This window comes from Pedobacter sp. AC190 (genome assembly GCF_979258025.1).
This window is the reverse complement of record NZ_OZ409824.1, coordinates 4,373,325-4,396,195: the sequence shown is the minus strand read 5'-3', so window position 1 is coordinate 4,396,195 and position 22,871 is coordinate 4,373,325. Positions and strand designations below refer to the sequence as shown.

General features: G+C 35.8%; 14 protein-coding genes. 10 read left to right on the top strand and 4 right to left on the bottom strand.

From position 1 onward, the window contains the following. Positions 1 to 72 precede the first annotated feature (72 nt). Positions 73 to 2,499 carry a glucosidase family protein gene (locus tag ACZZZI_RS19355; protein WP_463490813.1) on the bottom strand — a complete coding sequence of 809 codons (2,427 nt, stop codon included), beginning with the start codon at positions 2,497 to 2,499 and terminating at the stop codon, positions 73 to 75. Positions 2,500 to 3,842: 1,343 nt separating this feature from the next. Here ACZZZI_RS19355 and ACZZZI_RS19350 point away from each other — a divergent pair. The 4 genes from ACZZZI_RS19350 (at position 3,843) to ACZZZI_RS19335 (ending at position 11,473) form a co-directional block, all read left to right on the top strand. Continuing rightward, positions 3,843 to 4,730: an AraC family transcriptional regulator gene (locus tag ACZZZI_RS19350; RefSeq protein ID WP_316758300.1), complete on the top strand. Its 888-nt coding sequence runs from the start codon at positions 3,843 to 3,845 to the stop codon at positions 4,728 to 4,730. A gap of 126 nt (positions 4,731 to 4,856) precedes the next feature. Further along, on the top strand, positions 4,857 to 6,338 hold the full coding sequence (locus tag ACZZZI_RS19345) for a family 43 glycosylhydrolase (protein WP_463490810.1): 1,482 nt from the start codon (positions 4,857 to 4,859) through the stop codon (positions 6,336 to 6,338). Between the two features lie 394 nt (positions 6,339 to 6,732). Beyond that, positions 6,733 to 9,939: a SusC/RagA family TonB-linked outer membrane protein gene (locus ACZZZI_RS19340; protein ID WP_463490808.1), complete on the top strand. Its 3,207-nt coding sequence runs from the start codon at positions 6,733 to 6,735 to the stop codon at positions 9,937 to 9,939. A gap of 16 nt (positions 9,940 to 9,955) precedes the next feature. Next, entirely contained in the window at positions 9,956 to 11,473 is a 1,518-nt protein-coding gene (locus ACZZZI_RS19335) for a RagB/SusD family nutrient uptake outer membrane protein (protein ID WP_463490805.1), read from the top strand. A 165-nt stretch (positions 11,474 to 11,638) separates the two neighbouring features. On the opposite strand, the gene ACZZZI_RS19330 is transcribed toward ACZZZI_RS19335, so the two are convergent. Then, positions 11,639 to 12,424 (bottom strand): HAD-IIA family hydrolase, encoded by a 786-nt coding sequence (locus ACZZZI_RS19330; RefSeq protein ID WP_316758308.1) that lies wholly within the window; start codon positions 12,422 to 12,424, stop codon positions 11,639 to 11,641. 197 nt (positions 12,425 to 12,621) lie between these two features. Here ACZZZI_RS19330 and ACZZZI_RS19325 point away from each other — a divergent pair, with 197 nt between their 5' ends. Then, complete coding sequence (locus tag ACZZZI_RS19325) at positions 12,622 to 13,527, top strand: metallophosphoesterase family protein (RefSeq protein WP_316758310.1); 906 nt, start codon at positions 12,622 to 12,624, stop codon at positions 13,525 to 13,527. Positions 13,528 to 13,534: 7 nt separating this feature from the next. Here ACZZZI_RS19325 and ACZZZI_RS19320 read toward each other — a convergent pair whose 3' ends face one another. Both ACZZZI_RS19320 and ACZZZI_RS19315 read right to left on the bottom strand, forming a co-directional pair. Beyond that, entirely contained in the window at positions 13,535 to 14,263 is a 729-nt protein-coding gene (locus ACZZZI_RS19320) for an esterase family protein (RefSeq protein WP_463490802.1), read from the bottom strand. 41 nt (positions 14,264 to 14,304) lie between these two features. Beyond that, a complete protein-coding gene (locus ACZZZI_RS19315; protein ID WP_344764279.1) occupies positions 14,305 to 14,916 on the bottom strand; it encodes a GDSL-type esterase/lipase family protein in 612 nt (203 codons plus the stop codon). Positions 14,917 to 15,087: 171 nt separating this feature from the next. Between ACZZZI_RS19315 and ACZZZI_RS19310 the strand changes: the two genes are divergently transcribed. From ACZZZI_RS19310 to ACZZZI_RS19290, 5 genes are all read left to right on the top strand, one after another. Then, on the top strand, positions 15,088 to 16,431 hold the full coding sequence (locus tag ACZZZI_RS19310) for a histidine-type phosphatase (protein ID WP_463490799.1): 1,344 nt from the start codon (positions 15,088 to 15,090) through the stop codon (positions 16,429 to 16,431). 119 nt (positions 16,432 to 16,550) lie between these two features. Continuing rightward, on the top strand, positions 16,551 to 19,370 hold the full coding sequence (locus ACZZZI_RS19305) for a TonB-dependent receptor (protein WP_463490797.1): 2,820 nt from the start codon (positions 16,551 to 16,553) through the stop codon (positions 19,368 to 19,370). 4 nt (positions 19,371 to 19,374) lie between these two features. Then, positions 19,375 to 20,763, top strand: a complete 1,389-nt coding sequence (locus ACZZZI_RS19300) for a hypothetical protein (protein WP_463490795.1) — start codon at positions 19,375 to 19,377, stop codon at positions 20,761 to 20,763. A 149-nt stretch (positions 20,764 to 20,912) separates the two neighbouring features. Beyond that, a complete protein-coding gene (locus ACZZZI_RS19295; protein ID WP_463490793.1) occupies positions 20,913 to 22,205 on the top strand; it encodes an esterase-like activity of phytase family protein in 1,293 nt (430 codons plus the stop codon). Between the two features lie 272 nt (positions 22,206 to 22,477). Further along, entirely contained in the window at positions 22,478 to 22,870 is a 393-nt protein-coding gene (locus ACZZZI_RS19290) for a MerC domain-containing protein (RefSeq protein ID WP_463490791.1), read from the top strand. Position 22,871: the final 1 nt, after the last annotated feature.

Sequence of the window (22,871 nt, the reverse complement as noted above, 5' to 3'; positions counted from 1 at the left end):
AAATCATCTAATTCCCTTAAGTTTTTGTTGGCAAATACTTATCCTGCTATTTAATTCGTCAAAGTAAACTTTCTATATTTTTATTAAGCTAATATTTTCGGTTGTTTTTGAACTGGTTCTGAAAGAAATATTTCCGAGATTATCGGTGTATAAATATTTAATTTTTCCATTTATGGAAAGATTATAATTTGCGTTTGATACTAAGCCATCAATTTGGTAGCTACAAGGTCCAGAATTGTTCGCCTTGAAAGAGAGCTCTTTTTTATCCCATTTCTTTATTTCGAGATTGATTTTTGCTTTCGAAATTATTTTAATTTTATGCTCTTCTTTATTGCCATGAAAATAAACAAATTGATTTTCGTTTCTATTCGCACCAAAACTTTCATTGCTTTTTATTACAAATGTTTTGGTTTGCATCTGATAATCGCCCACACTTAATTTTAATTTGTAATCTTTTCCCCTTAATGAATAATTAAAAATAGTTCCGTTAAGTTTATTGTTCATATTTGGTTCTAAACCCATTCTATTCCACTTGGGTCTTATGCCGTAAATGTCTCTATATAAAGCGGTAATACTTGTCGATATTCCAGCAAGAATATCATCTCCGAGACCTAATTGTGTACTTCGGCTGTACCTTTGCGAAGAAAGGCCATCTTTATGATATTGCTCTAACAAGTTGTTAATGTATTTTAAAGCAATGTTTTTATCGTATGCTGAATAAGCCCGTATTCCTAAATAACCCCAGGTTGGAAAAATATCGCCATTCTCGTATTTGGGAAATGGCCAGTTACCAGGACTTACTTCTTCTCGTTTGAAAGAATCGAAGCACAGTGGCCAATGGAAAAGTTTTTCTGACGATGTTCGTTGCTCAATTCCATCTAATATTTGTGCAATTTTTGCTTTATCGTCACACAAACCAAAAGCTATTGCAGCAAAATTAACTGGTGTAACCAGGTTATCGCCATGCGTACTTCCATCTTTATCTCTCCAATATATGTACTGTTTTTTTTCTTCAGACCAAAAACCACCTTCTTTGGTCGATTTATTAAAGGCATTTTTAAGTTTTTCGGCAACTTTTAAATAATAATCCGATTGCTCTGTTGCACCAAGTACGCGTTCACAGTTTGCCCAAAGCGTTAAGGCTTCGTACATCTGAGCATTTACAAAAGCATTTTCGTACCCTGCCCAAACTATATCCAGCCAATCGCTGGCTTTTTTTTCTGCGATATTATTATTCATCATTTCGAATATTCCGTTTCCATCAGAATCTCTTTTTATAAGCCAGTTTAACGCGCTTTCGCCACTTTTCTGATGCGATTTTAACCAGCCAATGTCTCCATTTAAATCAAACTGCTCTGACGTATTAATTATATATCCAGTTTGTGAGTCGACGGTATAGCCCCATTTTGCCTCGTAATAACCAGTTTTTGAATTGTATGTGTCTTTAATTTCATCACCAGGAATGTCATGCCACCTAGATAATACTCTTCCATTTTCGAGCATGGCTAAATCCCGCTCTTGATCTAGTGTAGAAGACATATTTTTGGTGTAGTTTGGATCGTTAAGCGCCATGCCAATTTGAGCGAAAAACGGTTCGTGTAAACATTTCCAATTGGTGAGCCATCCATTTGCCCCAACAATATTATTATCTACAACCCCATAACGTCCAGTCGTATTTAAAAGCTCTCTAACCGCAACGCCATCAATTCCAGGTAATATACCCCTCGAATATTCTTTAAAATAATCTACATATTGAAGCTTTAACCGTAAATTAGTTTTGCCTTTTTTTACTTTAAAAGCTGAAAAAACATCAAAATGGCGGGCCTTGAACCTACTTAAATCATAGCGCTGTTCAAGAGGTAAATCTGTAACCATTTGTGTGTAAGTAAATTCTTGATTTTTACTTTGAGAAAATTTTGAAGCAATAAATTTATTGGATTCAGTTTCTGTACTGATTCGAAGTGCATCTCCAGATTCTGCATTCCAAAATGTTACCCCGCCAGTATGAACGCCCCAAGTATCATTAACGTCTTTAAGGTATTTGCTCCAAACCATACCTCCATTATCTAAAATACCACCTTTCCAAACATTCAAATCGGCAAAATTCCATTGTGGAAACGAAGTGTCTTCTAAAACAGCATCATTGTCAAATGTTCTGTTTATATCCCAGATTATACTTTGTCCTTCTATTTTAAAAGTCCAGGATTCAGTTACACTAATGTGCGCTTCGCCGAATTTTATTCCATTAATTATTATGCTATTTGCAGTTTTAGATACGCTGATATCTTTGGAAGAACTGGAAGAGTTAAACTCCTTGTTTTTAAAATTAAAACCTGTATTTACACCATTTTTAGAAAGCTTGTTTGTCCCTTTAATATTTAGCATTTTGATAACGCAACCTTTTTTGTAATCAATTAAAAGCGATAGATTTTTGTCGGGCGATGTGATGGAAATACTTTTGGTGTTTAAATCATGTTTAATTCCATTTTCGATATTCAATGAAAAACTTAAAATTGGAAATAAACTAAGTATAACAGCTATTATGAAAGAAGTTTTTTTATAGTTTAATTTTTTACGTGATTGAAACATAGCTTTTGCGTTATTATTAGAGTTTGCAGATTTATAAGATTATTTAACAGCTATTGCGGGTTTTCCATTAGGTCTGGTTTAAATAAGTCTGGCTCGTCTTTCAAAGGCTAGGCTGCACGGCTGCAGATACTGGTATTCTTATTATATCCAAAAAGCCATTCTGAGCGCTTATTGTCTAACAAGTAGCCAAAAAATCTGTTGGCTCCAATCCCCGTGTTACCCTTTTGTAGCTATTAAAAACATTCGCTGGATATTTCCCATTTGTCATCAGGATTTAGCCAGGGTAAACACAGGCTTTATACAGGGTTACGCACCCTGTCATAACCGAGTCCTGACCGAGTTTACACCCTGTTATCACCCTGTTAACCCTAGCCAAAAAAATCATCAGCCAGCCATTAAGTAAGTAATAATCCAGGTGCTCCCTTTTGTCAATTTGAGAACCCTCAACTAATTAACTTCGAAATTCCCTTTAATCGATGTTATTTAATTTTCTATCTTTCTCGCGAAACCCGCTTAAGTATCTGTAAAAACTATAATTTCAACAGCTGACATCATATATATATGCTACCTAGTATGTAATGTCGTACTAGCAATATTCTATATGTCCAATCTACATGGCCATAAAACCGCAACGTACAACTAAATCCGCCTTTAACTTTGATGTTAAACACCCTAATTTTTAAATTTTCCCGTCCTTTTAGCATAAAAATGCTTTAGATTATACATGGTTAAAGCCTCAAATTTATAATTTGTTTAATCGCGGTGTTAATACGATTTGGCTTTTTTATTATCCTTTTTGATACAAATAATATAATGCCTTCTGCCTTGCCTTTTACACAGAATTTATTTACGATTAGATTGCTACAAATTATAGCCAAAATTCGAAATGCCTCGAAGGTGAAAAATAATTAGTCTATGTAATAAAAATGTTACAAATATTTATGCGATTTTACTTTAGAGATGATAACCACCTAAAACTATAAAAAACCGTCGATTTTCGGCCAACTGTCCTGTAGTGTCCTGTATGGCAATACTGTAAAGGCACTTTTTTTAAATTTGCAAATGAACTTTAATAAATCTATAATTGATTAGGTAACCAAATATAAAACACTTCTGAAACTATTGTAAATCGATTTATTAAATAGTTTTAACTGCTCAAAGTTGAGCATATTTTGTGTTTAATTAAGTCATTCAATCACGAATCTAAAATGGTGTACCATGTTGTTTTGGAGAAGAATTAAAATAAAATAATCATGAATAACTACATCAATTATCTGCCAGCAATTAATGAAGAGGAAAATTGGGGTCTTAGTGTATTAAATGCTGGATATACACACGTAGAAGCAGCAAGTGTTTATCCTGTAAATAATCACCCAAACTCGTATTTTTTTAATTGGAAAACTGGTCGTGTTTTAAGCGAGTATCAGTTAATTTATGTTACAGGTGGTACAGGCGTTTTTGAGTCTGATAGTTTCGAACAAACCACTATTTTTCCAGGCACTATTATTTTACTTTTTCCAGGAGAAAGACATCGGTATAAACCTGCAGAAGAAACGGGATGGGATGAATATTGGATAGGTTTTGAAGGTAAAATTATGGATGATTTGGTGCGTAGAAAAATTTTCACACCAGAAAAACCTTGTATTAATCTTGGATTTAGTGATTACGCATTTAACCTTTTAAATTCAATAATCGATAAAACTAAAAAAGGCGACAATGTTTTTCATCCACAAATATCGGGAGAGATTTTGCACTTATTAGGCTGTATTCATGCTGTTAAGAAAGAAAATGCAACACCTGATAAGGAGAAAGAAACTATTGTGAATAAAGCCAAATTGTTATTCCGCTCTAATGTATCGAAATCGTTTACACCCGAACAGGCAGCCTGCGAACTTATGATTGGTTATTCTTACTTCAGAAAATTATTTAAAGCCCAAACGGGCATGTCACCAGGACAGTTTTATATAAAATTAAAAATCGATAAAGCCAAAGAGCTTTTAAGCGATCATACTATTCCAATCAAAGAAATTGCCTACGAACTTAAGTTTGAATCTTATTTCTATTTCTCGAAATTATTTAAAGAAAAAACGGGTTTGGCACCAAGCGATTTTAGATTAAGTGCCACGGGAAGAATTTGTTAGGCATTAAGTCATAAAGTACAAAAGTATTATCAAATTGTATAACTGCTCCTTTGCAATATCGCTTAATTTTGGTTAAACGTTTTAGTAATTCATTACCGTAATTATTTAACTATATCTAACCAATTTATGATTAAATTTTATTCAACATTAGTGCTTTTGATATGCCTTAATTTTGTGGGCAGAGCACAGGTTAAAAATTTCACAGCTGATGGAAAGCAAATTACGCGTTTTGATAATTTGGGAAATGCAGTAGATGCACACGATGGTGAAATTGCATATTTTGAAGGTACCTATTACCTGTATGGAACAAGCTACGATTGTGGTTTCGAATGGAATAATAAAACAGCGCCATTCTGTGGGTTTAAAACGTATTCTTCGAAAGATATGGTTAATTGGAAAGACGAAGGATTTATGTTTGATGCTAAAACTCCGTTATGGCAATCGAGGTGTGATGGTAAAACTTACGGATGTTTTCGCCCGCACGTTGTATATAATAAGAAGAGCAAAAATTATGTGTTGTGGATAAATGTTTACGATAACGTGAGTGGGTATCGTGTTTTCACTGGAAAATCTCCGATAGGCCCATTTACCGAAGTTGCAGAGCCAAAAATTGCGGTTAACAGCAACATGCCTGCAGCAGGTTTAAATAATGGCGATCACGATCTTTTTATTGATGATGATGGTACTGGTTATCTTGCTTTTACCGATTGGAGAACAAAAGGTACTATCGTTGTAGAGCAGCTAACTAATGATTACTTATCAGGAACAGGAAAGGTTGCAAACTCAATTACTTCTGGTAAAACTGAAGCGCCAGCACTTTTTAAACGCAAAGGCATATACTACATTACTTATTCCGATCCGAATTGTGGCTATTGCGCTGGAACAGGCACCTCTTACAAAACTGCTAAATCTCCTTTAGGTCCCTGGTCGGAAGGAAAAAAGATTAGCGATAATTCTTGCGGCGGACAACCGTCTTTTGTTTCGACAATGAAAGTGAACGCTGAAACTATTTATTTATATGGAAGCGACTTATGGAATAACGCGGCAAAAAATGAAGCGCAAGCTAACTTTTACTGGGCTCCGTTAACTTTTGCCGAAGATGGCTCTATTAAACCAATGGAATGTCTAAGTTCTTTTAGCATGAAAAAAACCAAAATACAACCATCGGATGAATTTACTGCTGGTTGCGATATTGGAAAAGAAAAACAAAGATCTCAGTTCTTTACTGCCGACAAATCTGGTGTTTTAAAATCTTTTACCATTACAACACTTAAAAGCGGTTATCCAAATCAAGATTTTACAATGGATTTTTATGAATCAAAAATGGGTAAAGTTACAGGTAATAAAGCTTTGGTTTCGATAACCGTTCCGCAAGATTCGATAGGATGGTCGGCAAGAAATCAAACCGTAAAACCTATGATTAACCTTAAAAAAGGAAAGCAGTATGTTGTAATTCTTAGCTCGAAAACGAGTCAGGGTTGTTACGGTTTTGCTTCTGGTATTTCCAAAGATAATAATAGTGGTGTTTCGGCCTTAAGCACTGATGGAGGAAAGAATTTCACCGATGAAAAAAATACTCAGCTAAAGTATAATCTGTTAATCGAATAAGCAAAAGAACAAAGTATTAAAGCTGATTAATTAAGTGTCCAATTAATCATAATTGAATTACCAAAAAAGGTTATATGGGATTGTTATGCCTGATTTTTATCATCAATACTCCAAATTTTTAAAGAATAACAAGTATCAACTTGATTAAAAACAAACTATCAATAGCGGTATTGGATAGCTTGATTAGTAATGTTTTCTAGCTGGCAGTTGTCAGCTAGAATTTTTAATCCATCAGTTTCAAAACAAAACCATAAGCCAATGAAATAAAATATACTAAGCATTTAAAATTGAGAATACTTATTGAGAAACAGAATAATTTTTAGGTTTTTCCAAATTCAGCGAAAGGCCAAATTATTAAAAACTACTAAACCAAATAAACGCAACTAATTAAAACATGGAAAAATATACTTCAAACAGAAAAAAAATGCCTTGCGGTAAAGCAAAAGCATCTATCTGGAAGATTTCGGCCTTCCTCTTAACATGTGCATTAACTACTTCCGCAACCGAAATTTTTGCAAGTGAAATGCCGAATTATCTTATTAGTGATAAGGTTTCAAAAAAACTTAAAAGAGCTGATGTTACTGGAAAGGTAGTCGATAAACAAGGACAACCAATTCCAGGCGCTACCGTAAGATTAAAAAGCGGTAAAGCGGCAACAATGACTGATAATGAGGGTAGATTCATTTTAAAGGATGTAGCCTCAACAGATATTATTATAATTTCTTATCAAGGTTACACACAAAAGGAAATTTCAGCCTCAGGGAATTTAGCTGCTATTCAACTAGATGAATCAGAAAATAATTTGAATGATGTAGTTGTTGTAGGTTACGGAACGACCCAGAAGAAAGATTTAACGGGGTCAGTTTCTACAGTATCTGCAGCTCAGATTAAAGATTTGCCTGTAAGTTCTATCGATCAAAAATTGGTAGGCCAGGTTGCAGGTGTGCAAATTAGCGCTCCAACTGGTGCACCAGGCGGTGGCGTAAATATTAAAATTCGTGGTACGGGCTCTATTACAGCGGGTAATAATCCACTATTTGTAGTAGATGGATTTGCGATATCGAATTCAGGCGGACAGGTTTATAATCCTTTAAATGTGATTAGTCCTGATGATATTGAATCGGTTACGATTTTAAAAGATGCATCATCAACAGCTATTTATGGTTCTAGAGGATCTAATGGGGTAGTGGTGATTACCACTAAACGTGGAAAAACTGGTCCTCCGGTAGTTAGTGTAAACTCCTATATCGGTGCACAGCAAGTTCCACAAAAAGGCCGCCCTGATGTACTTAACGGTACAGAATATGCACAATTCAGAAAAGAGATGATTATCGATGATTTCGCATCGAGAGGATTGACGGCTACAGATGCTGATATTCCAGTTCAGTTCAGAAACCCAGCGCAATATGGCGAAGGCACGGATTGGTATGATGCCGTATTAAGAACAGCCATGCAAAACAATGTTGATGCAAGCATTCGTGGCGGATCTGAAAGTACCAGATATTCGGCTTCACTTGGTCGTTTAGAGCAGCAAGGAACAATTAGATACACCGATTACAAACGATACTCTGTTAATTTCAACATCGAATCTGACATCAGTAAAAAAATTAAAGTTGGTTTAAGTATCGCTCCAAGTGGTGGTGTTCAAAATAGAAACGGCTTTGAATCTGGCCAAAGAGATATTTTAACGCGTACATTGTGGCTTAGTCCAATCGTGCCTATCAACGATGCATCTGGCAACAGAACATTCTTTATTACATCTCCAGGAGCAATTGGTGCAGGTAACCCATTAAATACTTTGGAGTATGGTGGCACAAAAGCTAAATATTTTAGAGGACTTGGAACTGCATTTGCCGAATATAGAATTATTGATGGCTTGAAAGCAAAGTATGCTTTCAATTATGACTATACTAACAACAGCTCGTTCTCATTTAATCCAACATTTGTTATCGGAGAAACTGGTAATCAGAATCCAAATCCATCAATTCCATCCTCAAGTACAGCACAGAATACCACATCCAACTGGCTATCGGAGTTAACTTTATCTTATGATAAAAGTTTTGGTAAAGATCATAAAATTAGTGCTGTTGCAGGTTACACGGCTCAGCAAGAAAGGTATGAAGGTTATTCATTCGGTGCAACAAACTATCCAGATAACTTAATTCAAACCATAAATGCATCAACCTTACTTAATGGTACTGCTGCAGGTATAGAGAAATGGTCGTTAATTTCTTATCTGGCAAGGGTAAATTATACTTTTAAAGATAAGTATTTGTTAACTGCAACCGTTAGGTCTGATGGTTCATCGCGTTTTGGATCGAATTATCGTTATGGAACTTTCCCTTCGGCAGCATTTGCATGGAGAGCATCTCAAGAAGAATTTTTAAGGAATGCTCGCTGGTTAAGCGATTTAAAAATCAGGGCAAGTTATGGCCGAACTGGTAATTTTAATATTCCAAATTATCAATATGCATCAAGTATAAGTTCCTCAAACTATTCTTTTGGTGGTGCTTTAGCAAGCGGAAGAGTTTCAGGTTCAATAGCAAACGAGAATTTAACCTGGGAAAAAGCTGATGAACTTGATTTAGGTTTTGACTTATCGGTATTTAAAAGCAGATTGAGCTTAACTTTCGATTTCTATAATAGAATTACAAGTGATTTATTGCTTAATGCTGAATTACCTTCGGCATCTGGATTTTCTTCTTCAACCATCAATCTTGGTAAGGTTAGAAACAGAGGTTTTGAAATCGGTGTGAGTTCTAAAAACTTAACTGGTGAGTTTACATGGAATACCAATGCAAATATTAGTGTTAACCGCAACATCGTTTTAGAACTAAATCCAGGCAATAACAATGCGCCAATCTACAGTGGCAGAAGTGGTGGCGGTTATTCTACCCATAAAACAGAAGTTGGAAAGCCAATTGGTCAATTCTTCGGTTTCCAGTTCGATGGCCTTTATCAAAATGCTGCTGAATTAGCCAGTCAGCCTAAAGACGGTTCGTCTGTAGTTGGTTCGGTAAGATATAAAGATATTGATGGTAATGGCATTATCGAGGCAGTAAAAGATTTTACCGTTATTGGAAATTCGCAGCCCGATTTCACCTTCGGTTTAACCAATACTTTCGGGTATAAAAATTTCGATTTAAATGTGCTTGTAGTTGGTACAGTTGGCGGCCAGATTATGAAAACTGGTAATGAATTTCTAACGAACACAGATGGGGTGTTCAACGTAGATCGTAAAGTATTAGATCGATATCGTTCTCCATCAAATCCAGGTAATGGTTTTGCACCTACAACAGTTGGTGGTAGAACATTATATCGCGAGGTAAGTTCACTATGGATTGAAGATGCGGGTTTTGTTCGTATCCAGAACATATCATTAGGCTATAATTTCAACCAGAAATTTATTAGTTCATCTAGATTTATTAAAGGATTAAGGCTATATGCGAGCGTGCAAAACCTGTATACTTTCACCAATTATAGTGGTGCAAATCCTGAAGCAGGCACAAACGATGGTTTCTCGGCATTAACTCCCGGACGTGACTTTACTGCCTATCCGCTTCCTAGAATTGTTACCGCTGGTATTAACATGACCTTTTAATCAAGAATAAGAAAACATGAAAAATCAATCAAAATACATATCAATTGCTTTGTTAATCCTGGCTTCTTCGATTTCAGGATGTAAGAAAGATTTTTTAAATCAGGCACCTGAATCAAGCTTAACAGATGCTAATTTCTGGAAAACAGAGTCTGATTTAAAACAAGGCGTAAATGGCGCTTATAGTTCACTTCGTGGTTTAGGAACATTCAGTTTCTGGCTTTTTGGCGAAATGCGTTCTGATAATACAACTTTTCAATACAATGCACCTCAAAGAGGTCAAGAGAACAGAGAACAAGTAGATCAGTTTTTAGCAAACTCTGCAAATACATTGTTGCAGGATTTCTGGAGAGATACTTATACTTCTATTTTCAGATGTAATGATGTACTGGATAAAGTGAATAATATTCCAATGTCTGCTGCTTCGAAAGCACAATCGATAGGAGAGGTTAAGTTTTTAAGAGCTTACCACTACTTTAACTTAGTTAGGCAGTTTGGAGGAGTTCCTTTACGTTTGGAAGTAACCAAAGCACCAGCAGATGCACCATCAAAAGGCAGGGCTACGGTTGAGGCTGTTTATACTCAAATTATAGCCGATTTAACCGAAGCTGGAAACAGCTTACCCGATGCAAGTGCTTATCCTGCTGCAGATAAGGGTCGTGTTTCAAAAGGATCTGCAAATGCCTTGTTAGGTGAGGTTTACATGACCTTGAAAAGATTTCCTGAAGCACTTATTGCGCTGAGAAAAGTAACAGGCTACACGTTAATGCCAACTTATTCCAGCATCTTTTTAACAACAAATAAAAATAATTCTGAATCGGTTTTCGAGATTCAATATTATGCAACTGCGGGTACAAACTTATCTAGCAACTTTATGTATCAGTTTGCGCCATTTAATTCTGGTACAGTTGTTACCCAAGATCCCGGAACGAACTTAAGTTTTACAAGTGGCTGGAATACACCAACTACTGATTTAATTTCATCTTACGAGGCTGGAGATTTACGTAAAGATGTTTCGCTTGCTGAAGGATTTACTGGAACTGCAGGTTTTGTAGCCGTACCCTACATCAAAAAATACAATCAAGGTTTTGTTCAGCCAGGGCAAACAAACGTAAATTTTCCTATTATTCGTTATGCTGATGTAATGCTAATGATTGCAGAATGTTTAAATGAACAAGGGTTTACCGCTGGAGGCGAAGCTTTCAATTTGTTAAATGCGATTAGAACACGTGCTGGTCTCCCATCAAAAACTTCTGGAAATCCTGTTGCTACCTTAAATGTGAACTCTCAGGCTGCTTTCCGCGATGCAATTTATCAGGAACGTAAAGTAGAGCTTGCATTCGAAAATCATCGTTGGTTTGATTTAGTACGCACTGGAAAAGCTGTAGAAGTTATGAACGCACACGGACAAAGAGAAATTGCAAAAGCTCCAGCTCAATATCCTTCAGGGGCATATGTATTAACTCAAAATAAAATTCTTTTACCTATCCCTCAAAGGGAAGTGATTTTAGACAATCTGAATCAAAATCCTCAATAGTTTTCGTTAGTTGGTAAATACGAGATTCCCAGGCTATGCCTGGGTTTCTTTTTTTGTAGTGTACTGATGCAACTATTGTTTATATACTACGTCTTTTATTTGTTCGATCTGGCCAGAGCAAAAAGGACGGGGCGGTGCTGGTGATTCTGACCGCCCTTTTTTAATTTAAGATTTTGAATCCCACCATGCAAGTGGAAATGCAATTTCATCAACAGAACTCGAAATTAAATCGGGTTTAAAAGCATAATGTCCTAAGGTATCTTTTGTAGAAATTCCTGATAATACCAATATGGTTTTATAGCCCATTTGCACGCCACCTTGAATATCAGTTTCCATCGTATCACCAATTACTGTAGTTTCACTGGTTTCTAAACCTAAAAATTTTCTCGCCGAACGCATCATAACCGGACTTGGTTTTCCAGTTACAAAAGCCTTTCTGCCCGTTGCTTCCTCAATCATGGCTGTTGTTGCGGCAATGCCCAGGTTATTCCATCCAGGTTTTTTCGGCGATGGATCTCTGTTTGTTGTTATAAATTTAGCGCCGGCCAAAATCATATCGACAGCCCTTTGAACCATTTCTAAAGTGAAATTCCTCCCTTCACCAAGCACAACAAATTCTGGGTCGGTATTTACAAGCGTTATTCCATGCGCATGAAGACTACTTAACAAACCACCTTCGCCCAATACATAAGCTGTTCCGTTAGGACTTTGGTCTGCAAGGAATTTTCCTGTAGCCATTGCACTGGTATAAACATGGCTTTCTTCTACTTTAATGCCTAATCCTTTAAGTTTTCTAACCACTTCTAAGGGTGTTCGCTGACTGTTATTCGTCATGAATGCAAAGGGTATGTCTTCGTCTATAAGTTTCTTGATAAATTTATCAGCACCGAAGATTAATTCTTCACCGCTGTAAATTACGCCATCCATATCTATTAATAAGCCTTGTTTCATATCTTTTTTATCTATAACCAAAAATACTCTTTTCCTATTGATAATCTTTATTTTAACAATTAGATAACGGTAACGAAACGATTTCTTATTGATGGATTTAAGCACTCTTTTTATTATCGCTTCAATATTTAACTTCCTGTTAATATTGTAAAACTAATTTTGGCCTGCATCAGCAAATCTGTTTGATAAATTCACCTATGGAAAGAAGAACCGCATTAAGAAATATTGGAGGCCTGTTTTTGCTTCCTTCAGTTAGTTTAGGCTTTACAGAAGAAACCCAAAAACCAGTTTTAAGAATTGCTCACCTTACCGATGTTCATTTAAAGGATGAGTTGGGTGCACCAGCAAAATTTGCAAAATGTCTCCATCATCTGCAAGAACAAAATCCAAAAGTAGATTTGGTTTTAAACGGCGGGGATGTAGTTTTCGATATGAATAAAGAAAATATTTCGACAATAGATAAGCAATGGCAGTTATTAAACAATACAATGAAAAACGAATGTAGTTTGCCAGTTCGTTATTGTTTGGGTAATCACGATATCTGGTGGAATGAGAATAGCAAGGCCGATACTTTCTATGGGAAAAAATATTCGATGGACAAGTTAAACTTAGTTAAACCTTATTATAGTTTTATTCAAAATGGCTGGAAATTTATTGTTTTAGATAGTGTTCATCTGGATATTGATCATACCTGGTATATTGGCAAATTAGGTGATGAGCAATTTAACTGGCTGGAGTCGGAGCTTAAAACTACTAATCCTGAAATGCCTGTTTTGGTTATGTCTCATATACCAATATTAACGGCATTGTTGATGATTGAAGATGATATTTTAAATAAATGGACGATCCTTGGTGGAGACATGCATACGGACACCTCGAAAATAATTAGCCTTTTTTACAAACACCCAAATGTTAAGTTATGCTTAAGTGGTCACCTTCACATGAAAGATAAGGTTGTGTATAATGGTGTTACTTATTTGTGTAATGGTGCGGTTTCTGGCGCCTGGTGGAATGGGAACAGGAGAGAAACTGCGCCTGGTTATGGACTAATTGATCTTTTTGCCGATGGAAGTTTTGAAGAGAAATATGTAAATTATCTGTAAGAAATTTTTAGATGTAAAGCGGCACCATTTTTCTCCAAAAATAAGGTTTATGTGCGTCGCTTTCCCAAGTGTGAAATTCGTTACCAATGCCTTTTTGCCAAAGTAAACTGCTTAAATATTGATTATTACCTAGAAAAGGATCAGTTTCTCCAACAGCCAGTATAATATGCATTTGTCTAACAGCTTCGAGATGTTCGCTTTCATTTAAATTTGCAATGTATTGCACAGGCATATTGTAGTAAACCTTTTCATCATGAAAGCCATTTAGTAGATCTTTAAAATTTCCTGGTGCATCGGTAAGGTCGTATCTTCCGCTAATACCAACTGCCTTTTTAAATATTTTCGGGTACTTCATAGCCAGATTAATAGCATGATAAGCGCCCATGCTGCAACCAGCAGTCTCAATATAGTTTTCACTGTTTTTTTGCTTGATAAGTGGAATTACTTCCTCTAAAAGATATTGTTCGTATTGTAAATGTCGTTCGATACGAACCGTCGGAAATACATCATCATTATAAAAACTTTCGCCATCAACACTATCTACACAAAATATTTGAAAGGTTCCATTTTCAATTCCTTCGCCTAGCGAATCAATAATTCCCCAGTTTTCATAATCGTAAAATCTGGCCATTCTTGTTGGGAAAAAAAGAACTGCTCTTCCGCCATGTCCAAAAATTAAAAGCTCCATATCTCGTTGGAGATTATTGCTAAACCACTTGTGATATTCTCTTTTCATCTTACGTTATCTGTAGTGGAAAAATAATCAGACGATATTACTTAAGTATTAATTAATGGTAATGATTTAATCAATCGATCGTGAATAATTTCCTTCCATAAACGATAACCTTCTTCGCTCAGATGAAGTCCGTCATGGTCGTAATATATCGGGTTTGGCCTGCCCGATTTATCGAGCATCCTTTTGAAAATATCGATAAATTTCCAGTTGTTATTGAGTTTGATAATTTCGCTTTCAATAAGATTATTTGTGTATCTAAACTGATCGGCCATTTGCCATCTCGAAATACTGGGTTTGAGCGAAACAAAGAAGCAGGGCAAATCGCCAAATTTTAAATTAGCTTTAAACATTAACTGCTGAAAGAAAATAAAAATTTCTTCAGGATTTCTTCCATCGCCCAAATCGTTATCGCCAGCGTAAACAACAAGCGCCTGAGGTTTGAAATCGCTCATAATTCGCTCGAAAAACCAAACGCAAGCTGCAAGTGTAGAACCACCAAAACCAAGGTTTGTTACTTTTAAATCTGAAAAATCATTATTTAAATTGTTCCACAATCTTATTGTAGAACTTCCATAAAAAATAATTCCGCAGTCTGTTCTATCTTTAAGATGTGATCTTTCAAGCTGTTTAACCTCTTCTTCATACCAATACATTAAATTAAAGATAGTAAGAACTATAATCGAAAGAAATAGTTTCAATATTAAGTTTTCGCTTTGCAGAGAAAACAGTTGTAAAAATAACTTTGTGCTAATATTTTCTAAAGATGCCTGGTTATTTAATATTAACTTAATATTGCAACGCATACTTTTGGCGCTATAATGATTATGAAAAAAAACATTCTTTTTCTGCTGCTTTCTACCACAACATTATTTTGCTTTTCGCAAGATAAAATAGCTGAATCTTTGGGTACAAAAACGCTTTATCAACCAAAGCAAACTAAGTACGCTAAAACCCCTGTAGGTTTTGAACCTGTTTATGTTAATTATGTGGGCAGACACGGAGCCAGGCATTTGACAAAAGATATTAAAATTTCTAGTGCTTATAAAAGAATTTCTACAGCCGATAGTTTGAATGAGTTAACTGCTGACGGTAAATACTTAAAACAACTCATACTTAATTTAGGTAAAGAGGAAGAAGGGCATGTTGCATCAATTTCGAAGAGCGGAGAAGATGAACTGAAAGGTATTGCAGAGAGAATGTTTGATCACCACAAATCGATTTTTGTTCCTGCTAAGCCCATTTTAGTTTCAACAACAAAAAAAGGGAGAACTAAAGAAAGTGCAGAAGCATTTTTAGAAGGGTTAAAATCGAGAAACCCAGTTTCAGCCGAAAAAGTAACTTTTAATTTTGCTGATGATGACCATTTGCGTTTTTACGATTTCTCTAAAACTTACGATGAGTTTAAAGAAAAAGGTAACTGGATTGGAGCTTATCAAAAATTAGCCGAATCAAAACAACTAAAAACCATTTCGAATAAGTTTACCTCAAAGTTTTTCAAATCTGGTTACCTATCTAAACTAACCCAGGAAGATAAAATTGCCTTTACTGAAGATATTTATGGTTTTTACACCATTCTTAATGCTGTTGGTGCAGAAATTAAACAGGCAGGGCTTACCGCAAAAGAATTGGACTTTAAATCGCTTTTTTCGATGGAAGATTTAAGCGTTTTAGGTACACTTGGCGATGCTGAGGATTTTTTAACGAAAGGACCAGGTATGAATAATAACGGAATACAGGTACGTATTGCAGCACCCTTACTAGCCGATTTTATTAATACAACTGATGCTTTCTTAAAATCTAAACCAGTTGGTGCGGATTTACGTTTTTCTCATGCCGAAACAATTGCACCATTTGCCGCAATAATGAATATAAAGGGGGCATCAGAATCTGCGAACGATGTAATGAAGTTTAACCAGAATTGGAAAGCAGAAAATGTAATTCCTTTTAGCGCAAATATTCAATGGATTTTTTATCAAAATAAATCTAACGGGAAATATTTAGTTAAGTTTTTACTTAACGAAAAAGAAGCTCTAATTAATGGTCTGCCAACCAATTCATTCCCTTTTTATACGTGGAGTTCGGTACGTGCTTTTTACTTAAAGAGGCTTAAAATGTTAAATTTTGGCCTTCAGGATGATGCTCATAAGTATTTACTAAATGTTAAATAATGCCTTTCGTAACCTATCATTCATTAATAAAATAAAAATAAAAAATTAACATAAGTTTAATACGATTGCGTGTTTATGTTAAACTGTAGGAAGTTCCTTTGCGATAAATAAAATCGTAAATGAAGAAACTTTTACTCACACTATTTAATGTGATTCTTTGCCTTATGGCAATTGCCCAAAATACGGGAACAGTTAAAGGAATTGTAGCAGATAAAGACTCGAAAGAAACTTTAGTTGGTGCAACCGTAACACTAAAAAATGATAATAAAACCTATAAGGTTTCAGTTAGCACCGGGCTTGATGGTAGCTATACTTTTAGAAATGTTCCTAAAGGAAAATATGAAGTAGAAGCGAAATATGTTACCTATAAGGATGAAGATAAAGACTTTGAACTAAAAGTTGGGGAAGTTAAAATTATCAATCTTAATATCGAAAGCAAATCAAGTAACCTGGATGAAGTAAAAATTTCTGGGAAATCTGATGAGGGTAGCGATTATAAATCTCGTTCAATAGAACGTAAATCAGATCAGGTATTGAATGCGGTTTCTGCAAGAGCGATAGAAGTTTCGCCTGATTTAACGATTGCCAATGTTACGCAAAGGGTTTCAGGTGTTTCTATAGAAAGAAGTAATAACGGGGAAGGGCAGTATGCAATTATTCGTGGTATGGATAAACGCTATAATTACACGCTTGTAAATGGTGTAAAAATTCCAAGTCCTGATAATAAAAACCGCTATGTGCCTTTAGATATTTTTCCAGCAGATATTGTAGATCGTATGGAGGTTTACAAATCGCTAACTCCAAATTTAGAAGGTGATGCAATTGGTGGGGGAATTAATTTGGTATTGAAAGATGCTCCAAATCGTTTTACAGTTCGTGCCAATGCTGCTGTTGGTATGGCAGGTTCTTTGTTCGATCAGGATTATACCAAGTTTGATCATTCTGCAAGTTCTAAAAGCTCGCCCAGAATTGCTAATGGAAATGGCTATTCGGCCACTCTTGCCGATTTTCCTAACAATCCATTTAACTACAGCACTAAAAAAGCACCAGTTTCTACCATTTTTGGTTTAAGTGTAGGAGGCAGATCTGCTGATAAAAAATTCGGTGCACTTGCTGCAATCAGTTATCAAAATACCTATCGAGGAACGAAAACAGTTTTTTACGATACCGATGTAGATAGAGCCACAAACGAACCTGCTTTAAAAAGTGTTCAAAGCAGAGCATACAGCATTCAGCAAGAACGTACTGGTTTACATGCAAAATTAGACTACAAATTCAATAAGGCCAACAAGTTAGATCTTTATGCTTCCTATATGAATCTTGCCCAAAATCAGTTCCGCTTTCAAAGCGATACGACATTGAATTTAGGCCGAGTTGGGATGGGAACTGGCCGTGTTAGCAACAACTATAGAAGTAGCAGAGTTGTTCAGCAGATTTTTAGCACAAACTTACATGGCGAACATGAACTGGCTGATAATTTCGATATGAACTGGTCGTTAGTTTATGCAAAAGCAGATGCAAACGAGCCTGATCGTGCAAGTTTAAGCATTGTAACAGGTAGAACAGCAATTTTTGATGCATCTGGAAACAAAACGGGTTCATCGCAAAATCCTATACTTTTTAATTCTACAGGAGCAGCACAATCTCATGTTTGGGCAAAAAATTCTGACGAGGATAAAACAGCTTATTTAAACTTTATTTACAAACCAAAAATTGCAGATACTAAGGTTGAATTTAGTTTTGGTGGAATGTATCGTGATAAAACAAGAACCAGTAGTTATGATGATTATTCTTTAAGATTATCAGGTAGCACTACTCAAACTTATGATGGAAATATCAACAACAACACTTTTATGGTGCAAACAGTTGGTGGCTCGCCAAGCGATCCTTTAAATTATAACTTTAAAGAAAAAATTGCTGCGGCTTATGCGCAGTTTAAATTTAATGTTGGAAAACTACAAACTTTAGGTGGTTTTCGTTACGAAAATACGCAGCAAGATTGGACTACTTCAGCAAATATTAATCAAATTATTGGTGCAATAGGCTCGAAAAAATATGATGACTTTTTACCAAGTTTAAACTTTAAGTATGCGCTTGGTGATAAAGAAAATCTTCGCTTATCTTATTATTCTGCCATAAGCAGACCAGGTTTTTACGAGCTAATTCCACATACAGGTGGCGATCCTGATGCAGATTACCAGGAACTTGGAAATCCGAATTTAAAAAGAATTACATCAGATAACTTCGATTTAAGATATGAGCTTTTTCCTAAACAGCTTGATCAATTATTAGTTGGTGTATTCTATAAAAACATTAAAAATCCGATCGAGTTTGCTTTAGTTAACCAGGCTACAAGTGTTTTTTACACTGCGGCTAACTTTGGTAATGCAACCAATTATGGTTTCGAAGCCGATTTTACCAAGTACATCAGCAAATTTGGTTTCCGTGCCAACTATACTTTTACCAACTCTAAAATTACAACAACCAAAACAGTTTTATATAGAGATGCGGCTACGACAGGTTTAACGCAACGTACCGAAGAGCAAACTCGCCCGCTCCAAGGTCAATCTAAACATATCGGAAACTTATCCTTATTGTTTAAAGATGCTAAATCTGGTATTGATGCACAGCTTGCTGCGGTTTACACCGGACCAAGAATTTTCACCGTTTCGCCTTATCTGGATAACGATATCTGGCAAAAAGGAACCATTACTTTAGATCTTTCTGCAGAAAAGAAAATATCAAAAAACTTTTCAGTTTATATAAAGGTAAACAACCTTTTAAACACACCATCTGAGCTGGAAATTAGAAGACCTTATCAAATTACTGCATCAACAATTAATCAAGATGTGGCTAATCAAACCGTTGGGGAAAACGTTTTCGTTCGAAAAGATGAATACAAACAATTCTATTTACTTGGCTTACGCTATAAACTATAAGAATATGAAAAGTATCTTAAAATCATTATCCTTAATTGCATTGGTTATTTCGTTAGCCGCTTGCCATAAAGAAGAAGTGTTAACTTTATCAGTTCCAGTAATACAGTCTGGATCTTTAATCACATCAGAAAACCTTGCTGGCGGAAGCATTAAAGGTACCATGCAGACTGGTAAAACTTATTATTTTGATAAGGATATTACGGTAAACGACGGCGATACCTTGTTAATGCAAAGCGGTGTTACGCTAATTGCAGTTGGCGATGGTACAAAAGATAAAGCACCACAAATCAGTGTTCACGGAACTTTTATAAGTTTAGGTACAAAAGAAAAACCAAACTTCATTACTGTTCAAAATGCAGCAACTTATCATGCAGAAGCAAGCGCAGCAAAATACGATAACGTTTTTAAAGGGAGTTGGGGCGGTATTGTTGCAACGCCTGCACCAATTACAGCAGCGAAACCAAATCCAAAAGGAGGCGATGTTATTATTAAGTGGACGCACATAGAGTTTCCAGGTGCTGCATCTTACGGAAATGACGCGGCAATTTACAAAGATGGAGATCCTCGTTATGGCATTTATTTCGCAAATATTGAAAAAGATTTTATTCTAGAAGATAGCTGGATATTCGGTACAACCGATGATGGTATCAGAACTGTTGGTGGAAAAATATCGATCATGCGCAATACCTTCGAACTTTGTGGTAAAGCTGGTGGCGAATGCTTTAACATGAAAAGTGGAACCGTTGGTGATTTAGCCTATAATATGTTAATCGGTTCGGCAACAAATGCTTTAAAGGCTTCCAACTCTGGCGGTACAACCGTTCAATGTAATGTAAATATGTATAACAATACAATGGTTAACTGTGGTTTCCGTCAAACTAAAACGGGTCGTGGTGGTTCAATAAATTACGAACAGGGTGCAAGAGGTCTTATCTATAACAACTTAATTGCAAACTGCCGCTTTGGTCTTCGTATGACAACCGATGCAGATTTAACAAATATTGCTTATAACAATCAATATTACTATGGTAGTACAGCTACGATTCTGGCTCAGTTTTTAGCAAGTGATGGTGTCGCTAAAGTGCAAACGGCTGATCTTAAAAGTGCAACAGCTAAAGATAAAAATCCATTGTTTTTCAGTTATAATTTAGATCAATATGATTACGCAGCAAATGCAGGCCCAATAACAGCTTCTTTAATGCCAGCCTATATCACTACAATTGGTAATTCTAATTTTGGTTTGCAAGCAATTTCTCCTGCACATAATAAATCTAAAACTGACTTTGCACCTTTAGCTGTAGTTAAAACAACAGGCAACTTTGGTGCTACGATAACTGCGCCTGGAAATGACATTGGTGCTTTCCAAACTGATGGAACAGGTAATCAACATTAATATAAAGCTTATTAAAACCCACTTATTAGGCCTGTCGTTAGACAGGCCTTTTTTGTTTTAATCCCAAACGCTCTAATGTTGTTTTAATCTTAACAATATGTTCATAGCTAAACAGGTTTTTTGTGAAAACTAAATTAATCTAAAGGTAAATGAATAAACAGGCTTTAATGTTAGCTACAGCACTATCAATTGGCATAGTGTCGTGTAAAAAGAATGCAGATGAAACAACAAGTGCAACATATCCTAATGTCGCGGAAGTTTCAGAATCGACAGTTTTATTTACAACAGCGTCGGGTGTAAAAGTTTACAATGGCGGTTTTGGTTCTGGAGTTGCAGTAGATCCAAATTCTCCCGATGTTTTTTATATGCTTACCGATAGAGGTTCGAATGTAGCTGGTCAGTTAGCAAACTCTATTATTATCGGAAAGCCAGATTTCGCCCCACAAATCGGCAAATTTAGATTAAAAGATGGTAAACTTATTTTGGAGCAAACCATTGAACTCAAAAACGTAGCAGGTGTTAAACTAAATGGTTTACCAAATCCGATTGGTATGGGCGCTTCAGGAGAGACAGCTTACGATCTAAACGGACAAGTAATTACACCAAGTGCCGATGGTATTGATTCTGAAGGGTTGGTTAGAACAGCTGATGGTTCTTTTTGGATTAGTGATGAATACGGACCACATATTGCACATTTTGACGCCACAGGAAAAACAATCGAGCGCATAAATCCTTTTGGAACGGGAACTGGCGGTAGAAAAATCCCTGCAGTTTTTGCAAACAGAAGAGCAAACCGTGGAATGGAAGGATTAGCCATAACGCCAGATGGAAAGACACTGGTGGGTATGATGCAATCTCCAATGTATAATCCATCTAAAAATGCCGTAGCAAATTCTGTAGTATTAAGAATATTAACCTTCGATATTGCAACGGGAGCAACTAAACAGTATGCTTATTTGATGGATAATACCACGCTTACTGGAGTTAGCGATATCGTAGCTGTTAATGCGACAACTTTTTTAACGCTTGAACGCGATGGCCTTTATGGCGGTGCAGCTACTAATCCTGCTGCATTTAAAAAAGTATTCAAAATCGATTTAAGCGCTGCAACCGATATTTCTGATTCAAATAACGGCGCAACAGGAAAACTTTACAATGGTAAAACCGTAGAAGAATTGAACGATCTTGCTGGTCTTACAGCAGCTGGGATTTCTCCAGTTACTAAAACACTTGTTTTAGATTTATTAAAAGATTTACCATCGGTTTATCCACACGACAAAGCAGAAGGACTTGCTTTATTACCTGGAAACATTCTTGTAATCTCGAATGATGATGATTTTGGTGTTGTAGATAATGGCGCCAGCGGATTTGCTCAAAAGATACTTCCACTTACCAATTCGGTAGATAGAAATCGTTTATACTTTGTTAAAATTAAACTTTAATATTAATAAATAAGCATTTAACCAATTCTTAATATTGGCTTAATAGCATCCAATTACCTTTGTATCATTAAATATTTGGTTAGTATTTAAAAAGTTTAGGTTAGTTGATAGAATAAGCGCGGATGGATGTTCGTGCTTATTTCATTTAAAGCAATTACCTATATCCAAGGGGAAATATCTCATTATCATTTTAATGCAATTTAGTTGCAAATAATTATCGCATCTTATAAACGCAACATAATTGCTTTTATATTTGTGTTCAATTATTGATTATGAAAACCTTTAAACTTAACCTCGATCGACTTGGGATAACGGCCTCAACGTTATGTGCTATCCATTGTGCGGCTGTTCCACTTTTGTTAACACTTTTACCTTTATGGGGATTAGGTTTTTTGGCTGATGAAAGGGTAGAAATTTGTATGATTGTGCTTTCTCTTTGCCTGGGCATATGGTCGATGAGTAGTTCTTATCGCAAATTGCATCGAAAACTTATACCATCAATTGTTTTGATAGCGGGCTTCTTTTTAATTGCTGCAGGCCATTTTTTAGGTCTAGAACAATTAGAACCAATATTAATTCCACTTGGTGGTTTTACGATAGCCGCCGCACATTTTATAAATCTAAGGCTAGTTAAAACTTGCCCATCAGCGCATAAGCATAATTAGA

Excerpts from the sequence above, each read along its gene's own strand:
- ACZZZI_RS19345 (WP_463490810.1), top strand. The coding sequence starts at position 4,857 with ATGATTAAATTTTATTCAACATTAGTGCTTTTGATATGCCTTAATTTT.
- ACZZZI_RS19330 (WP_316758308.1), bottom strand. The coding sequence starts at position 12,424 with ATGAAACAAGGCTTATTAATAGATATGGATGGCGTAATTTACAGCGGT.
- ACZZZI_RS19315 (WP_344764279.1), bottom strand. The coding sequence starts at position 14,916 with ATGTATTGGTATGAAGAAGAGGTTAAACAGCTTGAAAGATCACATCTT.
- ACZZZI_RS19340 (WP_463490808.1), top strand. The coding sequence starts at position 6,733 with ATGGAAAAATATACTTCAAACAGAAAAAAAATGCCTTGCGGTAAAGCA.
- ACZZZI_RS19305 (WP_463490797.1), top strand. The coding sequence starts at position 16,551 with ATGAAGAAACTTTTACTCACACTATTTAATGTGATTCTTTGCCTTATG.
- ACZZZI_RS19320 (WP_463490802.1), bottom strand. The coding sequence starts at position 14,263 with ATGAAAAGAGAATATCACAAGTGGTTTAGCAATAATCTCCAACGAGAT.
- ACZZZI_RS19295 (WP_463490793.1), top strand. The coding sequence starts at position 20,913 with ATGAATAAACAGGCTTTAATGTTAGCTACAGCACTATCAATTGGCATA.
- ACZZZI_RS19335 (WP_463490805.1), top strand. The coding sequence starts at position 9,956 with ATGAAAAATCAATCAAAATACATATCAATTGCTTTGTTAATCCTGGCT.
- ACZZZI_RS19325 (WP_316758310.1), top strand. The coding sequence starts at position 12,622 with ATGGAAAGAAGAACCGCATTAAGAAATATTGGAGGCCTGTTTTTGCTT.
- ACZZZI_RS19310 (WP_463490799.1), top strand. The coding sequence starts at position 15,088 with ATGAAAAAAAACATTCTTTTTCTGCTGCTTTCTACCACAACATTATTT.
- ACZZZI_RS19290 (WP_463490791.1), top strand. The coding sequence starts at position 22,478 with ATGAAAACCTTTAAACTTAACCTCGATCGACTTGGGATAACGGCCTCA.
- ACZZZI_RS19300 (WP_463490795.1), top strand. The coding sequence starts at position 19,375 with ATGAAAAGTATCTTAAAATCATTATCCTTAATTGCATTGGTTATTTCG.
- ACZZZI_RS19350 (WP_316758300.1), top strand. The coding sequence starts at position 3,843 with ATGAATAACTACATCAATTATCTGCCAGCAATTAATGAAGAGGAAAAT.